The organism is Paenibacillus piscarius, from assembly GCF_022234545.1.
Taxonomy (GTDB): domain Bacteria; phylum Bacillota; class Bacilli; order Paenibacillales; family Paenibacillaceae; genus Paenibacillus_AQ; species Paenibacillus_AQ piscarius.
Genome location: NZ_JAIEUI010000012.1, coordinates 87,548 through 105,327, shown reverse-complemented (window position 1 = coordinate 105,327; position 17,780 = coordinate 87,548). Strand labels below are relative to the sequence as shown.

Here is a 17,780-nt window from a genome sequence, read left to right as displayed (position 1 = left end):
AGCCGTCAGGCTGGCGGAATACCCTGTTTCGTTATGAAGCCGGATTACATGCGCAGATTTACTGACTGAGCAGATTATAGATCACCTGTGCGCTCTCTGCACGGGTAAGCTGTCCCTGCGGAACAAACCGGCCCGGTTCTCTGCCTGCTACGAGCTTCAATGCAGCGGCGGCATCAACATAAGGCTTCGCCCATTCGCCCATGCCGGAAACATCTGCGAACACTGCTGGATATCCGGCGGAGACCAGCTTCTTGCCCTGCTTGAACTCCAGGGCGCGGACGGCCATAACCGCCATCTCCTCCCGGCTGATGGCCGCATCCGGTGCAAAGAGGCTGCTGCTGCGCCCCTGGACAATGCCCAGGCTTGCGGCTGCCTGCACGTATTGGGCATACCATGCACCAGGCCGGACATCGGTGAACGGGGTTTGCCCTTCACCAGACTGCCCGAGCGCCCGCATCAGCAGTGCCGTGAATTCTGCACGCGTCACCATCCGCGCCGGTTCAAAGGCGGCAGCACTCACTCCGGGAACGACTTGCTTCGCAGCCAGCGAGGTAACTGCGGCAGAAGCCCAGTGGGCAGCCGGCACATCCTTGAATACAGTATGCACCTCAAGCACGGCATACCTGCCGGGTTGCACAGCTGCTGCTGTGTAGGAACCGTCCGCCTGGACTGCTCCTCCCATATACTGCAGCTCACCGCTGTATCCCAAACCGAACATACCTGTCCAATCCTTCACCGGCTGGCCTGCAGGCTTCATCATTAAGGTTACCGGCTGCTTGAATGAGCTAACCGGCAGACGTGTGCCGTCCTGCTTGACCAGTTGCAGCTTAAGCTCATAGATTCCTGACGCCGCAGTTACTGTCCTATTCTCCTTACTCAGACCACGCACTGCTTCCTGCACTGCATCCTGGCCAAGCGGACGAAGCTCCAGCAGGATTCGCGCACTTCCAGCGTCTGCCTCCTTAACCATGGCGTTAAGCACCGCACCCGGGAGCGTAACTGACAGCCCCGCCGAGTGAATAATCAGTTCATTCATGCCCAGTAAGCTGCCTGCCTGGAGGGGCAGCAGCACCGCTGTTTTACCCGGCTCCAGACGCAGCTCCACCCGGCCATCCGTGGCAGCCTTGAGCTGTGCCTCAGTAATCTCCTGGATATCGACCGGAACGACTGCAGCGCTTGGAACCGGAGTAACTGCCGGAGTTCCACCGGTTTCTCCACCCGGCGCCGGCGTTGCTGCCGGCATCTCTGTCGGCACTGGCGTTGGTGTTGGCGTCGGAACTACCACCTCAGACTTCACCGCCAGAATGACTGTCCCGCCATCATCTCTGCCCGGCAGATCAATGACGACCTTCCCGGCAGCAGACACCGCGTACTCCTTGCCGCTGTATTCATCCGTCACGGCTGACAGAGGAGCATACGGAACAGGAATCTCCACCTTCTGCCCTTCCGCCTTGCTGTTGATAATTGTCACAATATTGGTTTGGCCGTATTGCTTGTTAAAGGCCAGATACCCGGATTCATCGGTTCCCGCCAGCCAGCTGCGGGTTCCTCTGGCATACACGTCCGAGTATTCCGCACGGATGTTCAGCAGCTTCTTGTAATGATCGTGAAGCTCCTGTTCCGCGTCCAGCTGATCCCATGGCATATCGCCGCGGTTCCCGCTGAATTCGCCCTCGGCCATATTGCCTGCATTCTTGCCTGAACGGCCCAGCTCCTCGCCGTAATAGATGACAGGCTGGCCCTTGGCTGTAATCTGCAGGGCAGCGGCCACCTTGAGCTTGCCCTTGTCCCCGTCCACATACTCGGACAGGAACCCGTCCTCATCGTGGCTGCTCAGGAACTGCGCCATCATGCGGGTGTTGCTGATCTTCGCTTCACGCTCCTGGAGATAGGCATCGACAGCGGTAATGGACCCGCCGGTGAACCGCTTCGCCTGTTCCTTGAAGCCGAAGTCCAGCAGCCCGTCCATCTGGCCGCTCTCCAGCGTTCCGCCGTCATTATCGGCGGTTCCGCCAAAGTATTCGCCCACCAGCTTGAAGCCCGGATCGATCGTGGTCAGCGCGTTCTTGAACGCTTTCCAGGTTGTATCCTCCACATGCTTCACCGTATCTACCCGGAAGTAGTCAATCGTATCTCCGCGTTCTGTCCGCGCATTGTCCAGCCAGCCGGTCTGCCAGGCGATCAGCTTCTCGCGGACCGCAGGATCTTCGGTGCGGAAGTCCGGCAGCCCGCTCAGCTCGCCTTTGATGACATCCTTGTCTGCCTGTACTCCGTCTGTGCGCAGCATTCCTGCGAAGCGCGCCTTATCCCCGGCCGTCACTCCAGGCTGCTCGTCGCTCTCCTTCAGCCCGTAGCCGGTATGATTGAGCACGATATCAACCATGATTTTGATGCCCCGGTCATGCGCCTTGTCAATCAGCTCCTTGAAGGTGTCCATGTCGCCCAGATGCTCATCAAGCTTCGTGAAATCCTTGGCCCAATACCCGTGATAGGCATACTGCTTGCCGCCGAAGCTGGCCCCCTGGTTGAAATCGATATTATCGACAACCGGCGTAATCCAGAGTGTATTAATGCCCAGCTCCTGCAGGTAATCCAGATTGTCGATCATCCCTCTGAAATCGCCGCCGTGGTAGGCTTCAGGATGGGTCGTGTCCACATTCTCATTGTTCTCAGGGTCGCCGTCCTTGAAGCGGTCGGTCAGTGCGAAGTAGATCCGCGCCTCATCCCAGTCAAAATCCGTCTTGGCACCGCTGTAGGTTCTCGCCTTAACCTCTATCTCAGCCGTCTGCCGGTGCGCATTGCCGTACTGGTCCACCAGGACCACCGGAATGCTCTTGCGTCCCGCCGTTACATCCTGCTTCACCGGCACGGTCTGCTGCATCAGTCCGGTATCAAGCTTGACCTTGGAAGGTCCGCCCAGCTCTGTAAGATCCAGATAAGCATCCGTGTAGGACACTTCCTCAGCAGAGGCTGCTTTTACCGTAATCACAGCGTTCTCATTGAAGTTCACCGCAGGCGGGCTGACTTCTGCTGTAATCTGCACCTCCGGCTTGTGGTAGCGGACCACCGATTCGCCGTCCACCGTATTGTGCGGGTCCGTCAGCTCGCGGGTTACGCCATCCCGGGTCACCAGGAAGCTATATTTATACTCGCCCTCCTGAAGTCCTTCCAGCCGGTAGCTGAACCACTCCTTGGCCGGGTCATACATCATCGGATATTCGGTTCCGTTCACCTTCACCTTCATCTCCGTAATGGCAGACATATCCCCGCTGCGGAACAGCTCGTCATCCCGGTAGAGGAACGTTACAGCTTCTCCTTGCAGGAGCGGACCACGGACCGCCGGCATAACGTCAAGCTTCTGAACCATGCTGGTGACATAGACTTTGGTGAAAAGCTCACCCGGTGCCAAATCGATATAGCGGTCCTCCGCAATATCCTGTTTGTTCACCGACCAGTCCAGACCCTTAATCAGCACGAAGCCTACCCGCGTGGCCTCCTTACCCACCTCGATCAGCACGCTGGAGCTTGCGGAACCCTCTTCCGGCTCAGGCAGCTTGACCTCACCGTCAACAGCCCCGGTATACCAGAGCCATACGCTCCAATCCTTGTAGTCCTTGTCCGGACGGGTGTAGGTGAACTGCACATACCGTTTATTGTCCGCTGGCTTCGCTGCGACTTCAACCGTGACTTGTACGGACAAGCCGCCATACGTAATCGTTACATTAGCGGTACCCGCCTTCAGTCCCTTGATCAGTCCTTTGCCGGTAACCGTGACAATCTCCGGCTTATCCGATACATACTGCGCCTTGGCGGTCACATTGCTTGAAGCCCCGTCATCGTAGGTGGCGGTAACTGCGGCCTGATGCGTGCCGCCTGCCTGAAGCGAATAGGCCGATTTGTCAGCGGCAAGCTTGGTCAATACAGCTGCCGCTGCCTCCTTGCGCAGGATCACCGAGGTAAGCGGATCGAGTGTAATTGCTTCAGCGCTCAGGCGGAAGCCGCTCTGCTCTACCGGAGCAATCGCCGCCGTACCAGCCTGGTCACTGTCAGCCACAACCTCTGCCCCGGACAGATCCTCCGGTAAGGTCAGCGTTCTGGCCTTACTGTCGCCATTCATGAAAACATAATAGATCCCCGTTCCATCCGTAGCCTTACTTGAATAGCCGATCACCAGATCCTGCGCCTTCATTTCCGGGGCCTGGACCAGCTTGACGTTGGCATCCACCAGCCCTTTATCGCCCAGCCGGAAGGCGTTGGTCGATTTCCGGAGCTGAATCAGTCCCGCCGTATAGGCTCTGGTCTCATTCTGCACCGGATGCTTCACTGCATCCGTTGCTGCGGCCCAGTCGAACTGATTGACGCTATCCGACGAATCGTAGGAATCGTGGATGAAATAACTGACCGACTGGTCCCCGGCATCCCGGACCTCGGTATATTTCTGCTCGGGAACCCCTGCCGCCATCCACTGCTTCGTGCGCCCGTATTCCTGTCCGGCATGGAGGAAGGCCGTGCCCTGCGAGGTCAGCAGCAGCAGATTGCCGAGCCTGATCCGCTGCTGGATCTCCAGCTCATTCTCCGCAATCTGCGGATTCTTACGGAGCGTTAAGGCAATCACATCGTGAAGTGTCAGATTGTCATGCGCCTCAATATAAGGCACCATATCACCCGGATCATCCGCCGGAACATTGGAGGGCTGGGCCTTGATATTGTTCAGGATCGTGTTCAGCTCGCGCGCGCCGCCGGTAATGAAGCGCGGCTCTCCCTCCGAGCCGAAGCCCGATTTCAGCTCATTGCGGAATTCGTCGGAGAACACGCCGACGCTGTCCGTTTTGTCCATCCACTTCTGGTCGGCCCCCTGCCCCTTAAGCTCAGGCTCACCGGCATCTCCCCCGAAGGTAATCCAGCCTTCGCCGATGAACAGAGCCTTCGGATTGATGGCCGCCGCAGCGTCATAAGCCGCCTGGACTGAATCTGCCGTCGCGTCGCCCATCATGTCCCAGCGCATCCCGTCGATTTTATACTCCCCGAACCAGTACTTCACGGAATCCACCATCAGCTTCTCAGCCATCTTGTGGCTGGTTGCCAGGTTGTTGCCGAAGCCGCCGATGAAGTTGCCGTGCGCGTCCTGGAAGGCATAATACCCGGGCACAATATCGTTCAGCAATTCCTTCTTGGCCATATGGGTGTAGACCACGTCAAGAATAACGCCCATTCCGGCCTCATGCACCGCGTCGATCAGGCCCTTCAGCTCTCTGATCCGCGCCTCGGGGTCAGCCGGACGCTGGGAATATGCCCCATCCGGGGAGAAATAGCTGTGCGGATCATACCCCCAGTTGTATTCATTGCCCTGGGCCGAGTAATCCAGCTCCCGCTCATCCATCCGCGTCTCATCCCCGTAATACCAGGCCATGACCGGCAGCAGCTGAATATGGGTCACTCCAAGGGACTTGATATAATCCAGCTTCTTCGCAAAAGCGGCATAAGACCCCCAACGCTCCCCGCCCAGACTGGACTGAATCGCAGGGTCAGAGGTGAAGTCCCGGATATGGGCCTCATAGATCACCGCATCCTCGCGCTCCTCATAGCCGGGAATATCAGCCGCCTTGAAATCTGGCGGATTCGTTGTGCTGAGATCAACAATGGCCGCCTTACCGACCGTATCGCCGCCAGCACCTGCTTCCCCTGCTGTATTCACAGTGAACACGGCCATCGACTTGGCATAAGGATCAAGCACCTGCCGGGTAACCGAATCATTCGTGACCTCATACTGGTAGTAGAAGCCTCTCACATCCCCGTCACCGGGTGCACCTGCGAGATCAGCGGCGCTCAGCCGGGCCGACCAGACCCCCTTCTCTCCAAGGGTCAGCTCCACACGGCCAACCGTGCGGTCAGCATCCGCTGCATCGTACACCACAGCAGTCACTGAGCTTGCCTTCGGCGCCCACAGCTTCAGCGTTGCCGAATGATCCTCCTGATGGTACGTGGCACCCAGATCATCGCCGGTGTAATTGTACATCTCATCGAGCATTCTCCAGCCGGTGGAAGCGGATACCGTTTTGCCGGCGTAAGTTACACTGAGCGGAATCTTGCCCAGGTCAAAAGCACCGGTAGCCACCTCCAGAGTGCCTGCACCCGTAATCGTCACTGCCGTGACCGGAATGGCCGTCCCTTCCGCGTCCTTCACGGAAATGGCGCTCTTCAGCGCAGCCGGGTCCAGCCCGTCCGTCATGGTGAAGCCCAGCACCAGCTTGCTGGCAGACAGCACCTCCGCAGACAACAGGCCGACCGGCGTCTCGCCGAACGGGGAGGTGTAGACGTTCGGATCGTTCTCCTTCACCCATAGCTGATTGTAGCGGTCCAGAAAAGCAAAGCTTTTATTCTCATTGCCCGCCGGACCGTCCTTGTCACCGTTAGCAGGCTTCATGACGATAAAGCTGATCGCCTTGGCGTTCTCCTTGAGCGGGATGTCGGCGTAAGCTCCATAAGCATCCTTATGCTCTGGTGCAAACGGAGTCGCTCCCTTAGGCCAGCCTTCGGACGGGGAGGCTACATCATCCCACAGCCACAGGCCGTACTGGCTCTCATTATTATCCGCACGCGAATAGTGAATCCGCACCGTATTCTCCGGGAGTGAGACAGGCTCGTAAGGTGTCGTCAGATTGGAGCCTTCCTTGATCCAGACCTCATTGGTCTCTGGTGTGCCGATCAGGAAGGTCTTATCCCCGTTCTCCATCTCCTTGACGCCGCTGATGCGGTTAACCACCAGGAAAGAGACTGATTTAGCTCCTTCTTTAACGGGCAGATCGACATAAGCGCCGTAGGCATCCGCCTGTCCCGCCGGGAAGGGAACCGCACCCTTCGGCCAATTCGCAGATGGGGAAGCGACATCGCCCCAGGTCCACAAGCCCAGATCGGCATAATTGCCGTCCGCACGCTGGTAATGAACCCGCAGGTGCCCCGCCGGAACCGGCTGCACCTCACCCGGACCGCCAGGAGCATTGTACATTGCTGAGACACTATGATCCGCTGCGTTATATTGGAACGTTACCGGAAGCTTCGCAGGCAGCTTGAGCTCCCGGGCAGTTTCCGGATAAGCTGTTCCTTCGGAAGATTCTGCACCCGGAAGATAAATCTGATAGGTATATTCACCCTCAGGCAGCAGCGCAGTCTGCTCGTACACTCCGTCCAGATCTGCATCATGAAGCAGCGTCCCTGCCTCCGCCGGAGAGTGGTCAGCCGGATCGCCCAGCGCCGTCTGCAGATTGCCGATGACCCGCGGCAGGCGCTCCGGGGCTACCGGGGAATAATACGTCGAATCCGCGATAGCCTTAGTCAGGTCATTATAATAAAAGGTTACACGGGTCTCCTCCGCTAAGGAAATCCGGATATTCCCCCCGGCATCCCCGCCGGCAGGATTCGTATAGTTACCTGAGCCATAGCTCTCGGTCCAGCTATCGTTAAGAGCTATCTTGTATTCATACGTTCCCTTGGGCAGTGTGCCCGTGAATATGTACAAGCCTGCTCCCTTATAAGTCATCTCCGTTACCGTCGAGGTCTCGTTCCAATCCTTCGTCTCCGCCGGGTCCAGCCCGGCGAACTTCGTCTGCAGATCGCCTACAAGTACCGCCTTCACCGCCGCAGCGCTTACTCTGGCCGGACCGACGCCGAGGCCGGAGCCGATGAGAGCAAGAACCATCAGGACGGTAAATATTTTCTTAACCCGCACAGCAAATCTCATGTTCGTTAATCCCCCCCATTAGTGTTAATGATATTTCAACCAGGCTACAATTTGCGCAAACGTTTGCAAAAATGCCATCAAAGAACTTCCCTTGTGGACCTGAACGGTCACATATTCGGAATTCTGCATGAAATCAGCTTTTGTAAACGCTTGCTACAATTCGTTAACATACTAAGTCATCAGAAAAGCAACTGTCAACAACTATTTTAAGAGGACTGTGAAGCCCGCCATTTGCTTGATTTGCACACCATTACTTTAAAAATTGCACAAATTTGCGCACATTCTTATACGCAGCCCGCTGCCGCCCTAACGCCAGCCTCTAGGGAAGATAGCCTGGTTTTCGCCGGAATTATGCCTTGTTCAGGGTTTCTCTATTTACAATCATCAGCACTTCGATTAATATTACTGTGTAAAGCAAACGGTTCCATTAGGAGGTTTCTATGACAGTTACCATTAAGGACGTAGCCAGAAAAGCGGGGGTCTCGCCCTCCACGGTGTCCAGGGTGTTGTCAGGCCATCCCAGAATCAGCTTGGAAACTTCCCGCAAGGTCAAATTGATTATGGAAGAAATGGGCTACACCCCGAACATGATGGCCAAGAGTCTGGTTTCCAAAACAACGAACAGCATCTGCATCATTCTTCCGAAGCCTGCAGAGGAGCTGTTCTCTAACCTGTTCTTCATGGAACTGATCCGCGGGATCGTCACCCAGTCCAGCCGCTCCGGCTACGATGTGCTGATCAGCTCGGGCGCCAATGAGAAGGAGGAGCTGGAAGCGGTCTCCCGCCTGCTCAAGGGACGCCGGGTAGACGGTGTAATTCTGCTATACTCACGTAAGGACGATGCGGTCATTGATTTTCTCCAGGCAGGTGATTATCCGTTTGTGCTGGTAGGACGAAGCGACCGTTATGAGGATATCCTCTCGGTGGATAACGATAATGTCATGGCGGCCTTTGATGCGACGAACCATCTCATTGCGATGGGACATGAGCGCATCGGCTTCGTCAGCGGACCGCCGAACCTGATCGTATCGCGCGACCGTCTGGAGGGTTACCGCAAGGCGATGCAGAGCAAGGGTCTGGAGATGCGCGAGGAATGGATTGTCGAAGGCGAATTCCTGCAGGACAGCGGATACCGGGCCATGTCCTTCTTCATGAATCTCCCGAACCGGCCAACCGCGCTTGTTGCAGTGGATGATATGGTCTCCTTCGGCGTATTACGCGGGCTGAATGAGCTGAAGTACAAGGTGCCGGAGGATCTGGCGATTGTCAGCTTCAACAACATCCCGCTGTCCGAATTGTCCAGTCCCCCGATCAGCAGCATTGATATCGGGATTTATCATCTGGGCTACACCGCATCGCAGGTACTGATTCAGAGTATTCAGAAGCCGGAGAACCAGGACGGATATACGAACCGTTTTGTTATCCCCCACCGCCTGATCGTCCGCGAGTCCTCGATGTATTCCCCGGGGAAATAAGACAGGAACAGGAAAGATGAATGAAGCTTACGGTGCTTCATTTATTTTTTCGCAATTTGTTCAAACGTTTGCGCTAATGTTCAGTAGGCTGTATAAGCTGCAGGAATTCCGCCCCTCTGAGGCGATGTCCACATATATTGATTCACTATTACTTTGTAGGAGGAACAACCATGTCTGAAATAAAAGCCTGCCTGTTCGATCTGGATGGCGTTCTCGTGGACACGGCCCGCTATCATTATATCGCCTGGAAAGAGCTGGCCGAATCGCTGGGATTTGACTTCACTGAGCAGGATAATGAACGGCTTAAGGGCGTCAGCCGGGCCGCGTCGCTGAATATTCTGCTGGAGATCGGCGGCATCGAGCTGGACGAAGAGGAGAAAGCCCGGCTGGCGGAGCAGAAGAATAGCCGCTATGTCGAGTATATCGCCAAGATGGACAGCTCGGAGATCCTGCCGGGCGCCCTGGACTTCCTGAAGGAATGCCGGGCGCAGGGCATCAAGGTGGCGCTCGGCTCTGCCAGCAAGAATGCGATGACCATCCTGGATAACACCGGCCTCACGCCCTACTTCGATGCCATCATCGACGGCACACATACCAGTGCTGCCAAGCCGGACCCTGAGGTCTTCCTGCTCGGAGCGCAGGCACTGGATACGGCCCCCGCACACTGCGTCGTCTTCGAGGATGCCGCCGCCGGTATCCTGGCTGCTTCCCGCGCCGGTATGCGCAGTGTCGGTATCGGCTCGCCCGGGACGCTTGGCGAAGCGACGCTCGTCGTCCCTTCCCTGAAGCAGCTCAGTGTATCCGCATTGCAGGAATTCTTTGCCTCTGTCTGACGAATAGTAAACAGGAGACATACCGTAGAGGAGCCGCGAGACTTTCCGTTTGAGCGACGCCTCCAGTTCACCGGCCAGCCTTACTGCACTTTGTACAACTATATTGCCAATTTAGCTCCCGATTATCCGTTTAGTTGTACTTTGTACAATTATGTTATTACTTTTAAGTTGATATGACCTTTTAGGACAAATTTAGTTGTACAGATTACAGTTATAGCTCTCAAACACATCTAATCGCCAAGTTTAAATGTACCGAATACAGCTTACTCTAAGCATCTGCGTCCCGCCACGCGCCGGCAGCAAGCATACATGCGAGCGAGATGCACTTATTTCTGCCCTACTCTCAGTAAAAGAACTGTGTGCGTTATCCAACAGGCACGTGATCAGCGGAGAAAGCGAAAGGAATGTGAAGAAGCGCCAGCGTTCGCCTTTGTCTCCGGATGCTTACCATATAGCTTGAATAATGGCATCTGGAGACAACAGCGATCGTAACATCCTTTCGCATTCGGAGCGGCCTGCACGTACCGGCAAGACTGAGGCACGCGGTTCATTTTATATCCCCCTTAAAGGAGCCAAAACAATGAAACAATACTTAAAAATTGACGAATGGTCCATCATCGAAGAGTCATTCGATCCGCAGACCCAGGAGATTTCCGAGAGCATCTTCAGCATCGGGAACGGATACATGGGCGGCCGCGCCAACTTCGAGGAGCAATACAGCGGACATAGCCTGCAGGGCAGCTACATGGCCGGGGTCTACTATCCTGACAAGACACGGGTCGGCTGGTGGAAGAACGGCTATCCCGAGTATTTTGCCAAAGTGCTGAACAGCACCAACTGGATCGGCATCAACATTGAGCTGGACGGGACGCCGCTGGATCTGGCCGAGTGCACGGTCAGCGAATTCCGCCGGGTACTCAATATGAAGGAAGGCACCCTCTCCCGCAGCTTCACCGCAACCACCCAGGAGGGCAAAGAATTGAAGGTCGAGAGCATCCGCATCGTCAGCATGGCCCGCCATGAGATCGGAGCGATCCGTTATTCCCTGATGCCGCTGAACTTCTCCGGCTTGATTACCATTACCCCTTACCTGGACGGGGACGTCAAGAACAAGGATTCCAACTATGACGAGAAATTCTGGAACGAGGTGGAGAAAAAGGCCGGACCGGCGGGCGGGCATCTGACGCTGAAGACCAAGAAGCTGGATTTCCATGTCACCTCGGCCTTTGCCTTCGATATTCTGCTGAATGGCGAGCCGGTTACCGCTGAAGCCGAAGTGCTGGAGCAAGAGAAGTATGTCGGCAGTAAAGTGACGGTTCCGGTAGCATCCGGCGGCCAGCTGGTTATTTATAAGTATGCCGCCAATGTGACCTCGCGCAATTACGGTCTGGGCCAGCTAGTGGATGCCGCCCATACGGCACTTCAAAGTGCACAGGAAGCTGGCTTCGTGGCGCTACTGGCTGAGCAGGCAGCAGCTTGGGGCGACAAGTGGAAGGAAAGCGACATTATTATTGAGGGCGATGTGTCGGCGCAGCAGGCGATCCGGTTCAATATTTTTCAGCTGAATCAGACGTATACGGGCGAGGACGACCGGCTCAACATCGGACCTAAGGGCTTCACCGGGGAAAAATACGGCGGCAGCACCTACTGGGATACGGAAGCTTATTGTGTGCCGTTCTATCTCAGCACGGCAGACGCATCGATTGCCCGCAATCTGCTGATCTACCGCTACAAGCATCTGGAGAAGGCCAAGGAGAACGCCCGCAAGCTCGGCTACCGCAAAGGCGCGCTCTACCCGATGGTGACGATGAACGGCGAGGAATGCCACAACGAGTGGGAGATTACTTTTGAGGAAATCCACCGTAACGGCGCGATTGCTTATGCGATCTACAACTATGTCAATTATACCGGCGACAAGGCGTATCTCGGCCAATACGGCCTGGAGGTGCTGGTAGAGATCTCCCGCTTCTGGGAGGAGCGTGTGCACTACGTGGCCCATAAGGACAAATACGTCATGCTCGGCGTCACCGGCCCGAATGAATATGAGAATAACGTCAACAACAACTGGTACACGAACCGCATCGCCGCCTGGACGATGGAGTACACGCTGGAGGCGCTGGCTTATCTGCAGGAGCAGGAGCCTTCACGTTATGCGGAGCTGGCCGACAAGCTGGAGCTGCTGGAGACCGAAACGGCACAGTGGAATGAGATTATCGGCAAAATGTACTACCCGGCGGACGAGGAACGCGGCATTTTCCTGCAGCAGGACGGCTTCCTCGACAAGGAGATTATCCAGGTCAAGGATGTGTCCCCGGAGAATCTGCCGCTGAACCAGAAATGGTCGTGGGACCGGATTCTGCGCTCCTGCTTCATCAAGCAGGCGGATGTGCTGCAGGGACTCTACTTCCTGGGCGACCGCTATGATCTGGAGACCAAGAAGCGCAACTTCGACTTCTACGAGCCGATTACCGTGCATGAGTCCTCCCTCTCCCCTTGCATCCATGCCATTCTGGCCTGTGAGCTGGGCTACAAGGAGAAGGCGTACGAGATGTACCTGCGGACCTCGCGCCTGGATCTCGACAATTACAATAACGACACGGAGGACGGCTGCCATACCACCAGCATGGCGGGCACGTGGATGTCCGTTGTCCATGGCTTCGGCGGACTGCGTGTGCTGAATGACCGGCTCGTGCTGAACCCTTCCAACCCGGGACACTGGACCTCTTATTCGTTCAAAATCATGTTCCGCGGCTCCCGCCTGAAGGTCACCGTGACCGATGCCCAGGTTACCGTCAGCAATGAAACCGAGGTTCCGGCCGCCCTGACCATTCACGGCAAGGAGTATACGGTGAATGGACTGGGCACCGTCAGCGCCGCAGGGGTTTCTGTTACGGTGTAAGCTTATCAGCTCCGAAGATATTTGGCTTCTTCGGGGCTTTTTTCTAATAAGAGATCTATTAATTCTGCCAGATCATCAATGACCGCATCTGCTTCGGCTACCGTGGCAAATTGATCATTTCTTTTCCAGACCGCTTTCATCCCGGCTTCGCGGCTAGCACGAATATCGTTATCCGGATGATCACCAACATAGACAGCATTCTCTGCGGCTACACCCAGCCGGGTCAATGCGCGATGGAAGATGGCCTGATCCGGTTTACGGAGTCCCTCCCATTCGGAAATGAGCACCTCATCGAATAAATGCCCGATGTTCAAGGCCTTGAAATTATCATACTGGAATTGGCCATAGCCGTTGGAGATTAATGCAATTTTCAGCCCATGACTCTTCAACTCAGTCAGCATAGTTAACAAATTCGGGTAACCTGTACAGTGTTGCTGGAAGTTGTATAAGTAATCATCGAGTAGCACGTTCCAGTCTATATTCCGAATAGAGAGCTCTTGTATGAGCTGTTGATAGACTTTGTCCTTCCATAGGTAACCGTGATTATCAAGCTCAATAAAGCGCTGCACAAACAGCTCATGATCAACGGTCTGAAGCTCCGGGTAACGCCGGTATTGGTCTTGGACAAACTGTAACAGAGAGATATCCCGGTCCAGCAGTGTTCCATCCAGATCAAAAAGAACCGCTTGGATTGCCAGCTCAATCACTTCCTTTTCTTATAACCTACTAAAATTAATATACCATAGAAGGAGCGTCCCCCAATGAAAAGAGCCTTTTGGAAAGAAGCCGTCGTCTATCAGATCTACCCGCGCAGCTTCCAGGACAGCAACGGAGACGGTATCGGCGACCTGCAGGGCATCCTCTCCCGGCTGGACTATCTGCAGAAGCTGGGCGTTACTGTTGTCTGGCTGTCGCCAGTCTACAAATCGCCGAATGATGACAATGGTTACGACATCAGCGACTACGAGGATATTATGGATGAATTCGGCACGCTGCAGGACTGGGAGGAGCTGCTCGCCGGACTGCATGGACGCGGCATGAAGCTGATGATGGACCTTGTGATCAACCATTCCTCGGACGAGCATGCCTGGTTCGCGGAATCCCGTTCCTCCAAGGATAATCCTTACCGCGATTATTACATCTGGCGTCCGGGCGGACCGGATGGCGCACTGCCGAACAATTGGAGCTCCATCTTCAGCGGCCCGGCCTGGGAGCGGGATGAGGCTACGGGCGAATATTATCTCCACCTGTTCTCGCGCAAGCAGCCGGACCTGAACTGGGAGAACCCGAAGCTGCGGGAAGCCCTCTATAAGATGATAACCTTCTGGCTCGACAAGGGCGTGGACGGTCTGCGGATGGATGTGATCAACCTGATCTCCAAGGTGGAGGGCCTGCCTTCGGTCCAGCATGAGGATCTGGCCCCGGGAGAGCTGGCGGGCGGCGGAGAGTACTACATGAACGGCCCCCGGGTCCATGAATATCTGCAGGAGATGAACCGTGAGGTGCTCTCCAAATATGACGTAATGACTGTCGGGGAGACGCCAGGAGCCACGGTCGAGGACGCCATTCTTTACACAGACGAAGACCGCCATGAGCTGCAGATGGTGTTCCAGTTCGAGCATATGGACGTGGACTCCGGCCCGGGCGGCAAATGGAATGTGGTGCCGTGGACGCTGAAGGGGCTGCGGGATATTTTGCATAAATGGCAGGTAGGGCTTGCAGACAAGGGCTGGAACAGCCTCTATCTTAACAACCATGATCAGCCCCGGATGGTCTCCCGGTTCGGAGATGACGGCAAATACCGCGTCCAATCGGCCAAAATGCTGGCTACCCTGCTGCACACGCTCAAAGGCACGCCATACATCTATCAGGGCGAGGAAATCGGCATGACCAATGTGAAATTCCCTCTGCTTGAAGACTATAAGGATATTGAGATTCTCAATATGTACCGGGAAAAGGTGACCGAAGGCGGCGCAGACCACGACACCATTCTGCAGGCGATTCATACCAAAGGCCGTGACAATGCCCGCACGCCGATGCAGTGGGACGGCTCCAGCAATGCCGGCTTCACGACCGGAACCCCATGGCTGAAGCTCAACCCGCGTTACACCGAGATTAATGTGGAGCAGGCGCTGGCTGATCCGGACTCGGTCTTTTACTATTATCAGCAGTTAATTCGGCTGCGCAAGCAGCATCTGATTATGGTCTATGGCGATTATGAGCTGCTGCTGCCGGAGCATGAATATATCTATGCCTATACCCGCACCCTGGAGGGTGAAAAGTGGCTGATCCTGCTTAACTTCAGTGATACCCCGCAGACGATCGGACTAACGGAGGAGCTGAATGCCGTCACCGGAACGATTATCGGCAATTACCCGGAGGAGCCTGCAGCCATGGATCGCAGTACGCTCCGCCCTTACGAGGCCAGAGTCTGCCGGATCGGGTAGCATAACAACGGCTGACAAATCCCTTCGAATATGACATCATAGGTGGATGAAACACAGGACGAAACCTGTCACTCATGAGCAGAGAATAACAGGAACATATGTTCGATTGTGTGATAGGATGATTTCAGAAGGAGATGGGGAGCTTGGAATGGCTGATTCATATGAAGAATGCGCTGGACTATATGGAGCTGAAAATGACTGAAACGCTGCGCATTGAGGATGTGGCTGAGGTAGCTTATGTCTCACCGTTCCACTTCCAGCGCATGTTCAGTATGCTGACCGGCTTCACCGTGGCCGACTATATCCGCAAACGCAGATTGACACTGGCCGCCCAGGAGCTGGCCGTGTCCAAGGTCCGTGTACTGGATGTGGCGCTGAAATACGGATATGAATCGCCGGAGTCCTTCGCCAAGGCGTTCCGCAAGGCGCATGGAATTACCCCTTCGGAAGCGCGTAAGTCCGGCGTCCAGCTCAAAGCCTTCCCCCGCATCTCATTCCACCTATCATTGAAGGGAGATCAGGACATGGACTACAAAATCGTAGATAAACCGGCTTTTACCGTTATCGGCAAATCAATGGAGGTAACCACCCGTGACGGGGAGAACCTTCGCAGAATCCCGCAGTTCTGGGACGAATGCAACGGGGACGGCACTTCCGATAAGCTGATTGAGCTGTCAACCTCCCGCGAGTGGCTTGGCATCTGTATGTGTATGGATATGGAGAAGGAAATGCTGTCCTATTGGATCGGTGTGGAAGGAACGCCGGAGACGGATGCTCAGGGGTATGAGACGGCAGTCGTTCCGGCCGCCAGCTGGGCGGTCTTCCGGTCCGAGGGTGCTTTGCCGCATGCGATTCAAGGAGTCTGGCAGCGGATCTATCAGGAATGGTTCCCGGGAACCGGCTATGAGCATACCGGCGGGCCTGAGATTGAGGTATACCCGCCCGGCGATACGACCTCTGAGGATTATGTGTGTGAAGTATGGATTCCGGTAATGAAGAAATAAGCTGCAAGGCTGGATGTGGTATCCGGGAACGGCATCGCTGTCTAACATGGACGGTGAGGCCGTTTTTGGCATGGACGGGGGCGCTGTGTGTCAGGCAGGTTACATTATTTTTGTTTTGAGATTCACCATAAGCTTGGTATAATGAACAGATTATAGGGTCTTAATCTAGTGTATTCTCATCCGAGATTGGTGAAGGAGATATTCATGTCTATCGTAAAAATCTTTTCAGACAGCACTTCCGATTTGCCTCAAGGCTGGAAGGACACGTATGATATCGGCATTGTTCCGTTATATGTCGTTTTTGAGGAAGGCACACTCAAGGATGGGGTAGAGATTACCCCTGAGGAAGTGTACCGCCGGGTGGCCGCGCGAGGCGCTCTGCCCAAGACAGCCGCCCCTTCCCCCGGTGACTTCATCACTGCTTTTCAGCCGGTGATTGACAGCGGCCATGATATCGTATACATCAGCCTGTCGTCTGCTCTATCCTCTACATATCAGAATGCACTCCTGGCCGCGGGTGAATTCCCGGAAGGCCGGGTGCATGTTGTCGATTCGGAGACCTTGTGCGGCGGTATTGCGCTGCTGGTCATGAAGGCTGCCCGCGCTGCCGCCAAGGGCCAGAGTGCCGCCGACATCGCAGCGATGATCACCGCAGCCCGCAGCCGGGTGGAATCGGAATTCGTGGTCGACACACTGGACTACTTATACATGGGCGGCCGCTGCTCGGGGATGCAGAACTTCATCGGCAGCCTGCTGAAGATCCGTCCGGTCCTGCGGCTGGTGGACGGAGCCATTGTGCCGGTTGCCCGCATCCGCGGCAAGAAGGAGAAGGCGGTCGAGCAGATGCTCCAGCATGCGCTGGCGAATGCCGCCGACATGGATACAGAGCTGCTGATCGTCGCCCATACGCTAGCCGATGAGGACGCCAAGTACCTGGAGACGGCGCTGCGGAGACAGACCGGGGTTAAGGAAATCGCCGTCATTCATGCCGGCTGTGTCATCGGCAGCCACTGCGGGCCCGCTACCGTAGGCCTGATGTATATGCGTTAGTACGGGTACATGTATTCGGTATTTCGACTACATTCTTCCAAGAACAAAATCACCCTAACGTATGAATAAGATTACCTTCACGCGAGCACAATGTATGCTGTTTTTCGATTACATTTGGACCATGCGCCGCTCCCGCTCCAATTGTGATCGGTTTTTCGATTACATTCGGACCATTCGCTGCTCCCAGTCCAAATGTGATCGGTTTTTCGATTACATTTGGCCTACACGCCGCCCCCGCTCCAAATGTGATCGGTTTTTCGATTACATTCGGCCCATGCGCCTCCGCCACGCCCATTGTATTCGCTTTTTCGCATACATTCCACCCACTTGCTTC

The 17,780-nt window shown here is 55.5% G+C and carries 8 protein-coding genes; 6 read left to right on the top strand and 2 right to left on the bottom strand.

All coding sequences use genetic code 11. The features are described from left to right. Window positions 1–58 precede the first annotated feature (58 nt). A complete protein-coding gene (locus K1558_RS19165) occupies window positions 59–7,738 on the bottom strand; it encodes a pullulanase (RefSeq protein WP_238653258.1) in 7,680 nt (2,559 codons plus the stop codon). Window positions 7,739–8,178: 440 nt separating this feature from the next. Here K1558_RS19165 and K1558_RS19160 point away from each other — a divergent pair, with 440 nt between their 5' ends. The 3 genes from K1558_RS19160 to K1558_RS19150 all read left to right on the top strand — a co-directional run bounded on the left by K1558_RS19160 (window position 8,179) and on the right by K1558_RS19150 (window position 12,945). Then, window positions 8,179–9,213: a LacI family DNA-binding transcriptional regulator gene (locus tag K1558_RS19160; RefSeq protein ID WP_238653257.1), complete on the top strand. Its 1,035-nt coding sequence runs from the start codon at window positions 8,179–8,181 to the stop codon at window positions 9,211–9,213. 170 nt (window positions 9,214–9,383) lie between these two features. Next, window positions 9,384–10,046 carry a beta-phosphoglucomutase gene (pgmB, locus tag K1558_RS19155; RefSeq protein ID WP_238653256.1) on the top strand — a complete coding sequence of 221 codons (663 nt, stop codon included), beginning with the start codon at window positions 9,384–9,386 and terminating at the stop codon, window positions 10,044–10,046. 580 nt (window positions 10,047–10,626) lie between these two features. Continuing rightward, on the top strand, window positions 10,627–12,945 hold the full coding sequence (locus K1558_RS19150) for a glycoside hydrolase family 65 protein (protein ID WP_238653255.1): 2,319 nt from the start codon (window positions 10,627–10,629) through the stop codon (window positions 12,943–12,945). A 5-nt stretch (window positions 12,946–12,950) separates the two neighbouring features. On the opposite strand, the gene K1558_RS19145 is transcribed toward K1558_RS19150, so the two are convergent. Next, complete coding sequence (locus tag K1558_RS19145; protein WP_238653348.1) at window positions 12,951–13,643, bottom strand: HAD family hydrolase; 693 nt, start codon at window positions 13,641–13,643, stop codon at window positions 12,951–12,953. A gap of 63 nt (window positions 13,644–13,706) precedes the next feature. Between K1558_RS19145 and K1558_RS19140 the strand changes: the two genes are divergently transcribed. From K1558_RS19140 to K1558_RS19130, 3 genes are all read left to right on the top strand, one after another. Beyond that, window positions 13,707–15,392, top strand: coding sequence for a glycoside hydrolase family 13 protein (locus tag K1558_RS19140; RefSeq protein WP_238653254.1), 1,686 nt, complete (start codon window positions 13,707–13,709; stop codon window positions 15,390–15,392). Window positions 15,393–15,535: 143 nt separating this feature from the next. Then, window positions 15,536–16,396, top strand: coding sequence for an AraC family transcriptional regulator (locus K1558_RS19135; protein ID WP_238653253.1), 861 nt, complete (start codon window positions 15,536–15,538; stop codon window positions 16,394–16,396). A 204-nt stretch (window positions 16,397–16,600) separates the two neighbouring features. Continuing rightward, entirely contained in the window at window positions 16,601–17,446 is an 846-nt protein-coding gene (locus K1558_RS19130) for a DegV family protein (protein ID WP_238653252.1), read from the top strand. Window positions 17,447–17,780 lie beyond the last annotated feature (334 nt).

What these genes read in the sequence shown, in the direction of transcription:
- K1558_RS19165 (WP_238653258.1), bottom strand. Translation starts at nt 7,738, where the DNA reads ATGAGATTTGCTGTGCGGGTTAAGAAAATATTTACCGTCCTGATGGTT.
- K1558_RS19160 (WP_238653257.1), top strand. Translation starts at nt 8,179, where the DNA reads ATGACAGTTACCATTAAGGACGTAGCCAGAAAAGCGGGGGTCTCGCCC.
- pgmB (WP_238653256.1), top strand. Translation starts at nt 9,384, where the DNA reads ATGTCTGAAATAAAAGCCTGCCTGTTCGATCTGGATGGCGTTCTCGTG.
- K1558_RS19150 (WP_238653255.1), top strand. Translation starts at nt 10,627, where the DNA reads ATGAAACAATACTTAAAAATTGACGAATGGTCCATCATCGAAGAGTCA.
- K1558_RS19140 (WP_238653254.1), top strand. Translation starts at nt 13,707, where the DNA reads ATGAAAAGAGCCTTTTGGAAAGAAGCCGTCGTCTATCAGATCTACCCG.
- K1558_RS19130 (WP_238653252.1), top strand. Translation starts at nt 16,601, where the DNA reads ATGTCTATCGTAAAAATCTTTTCAGACAGCACTTCCGATTTGCCTCAA.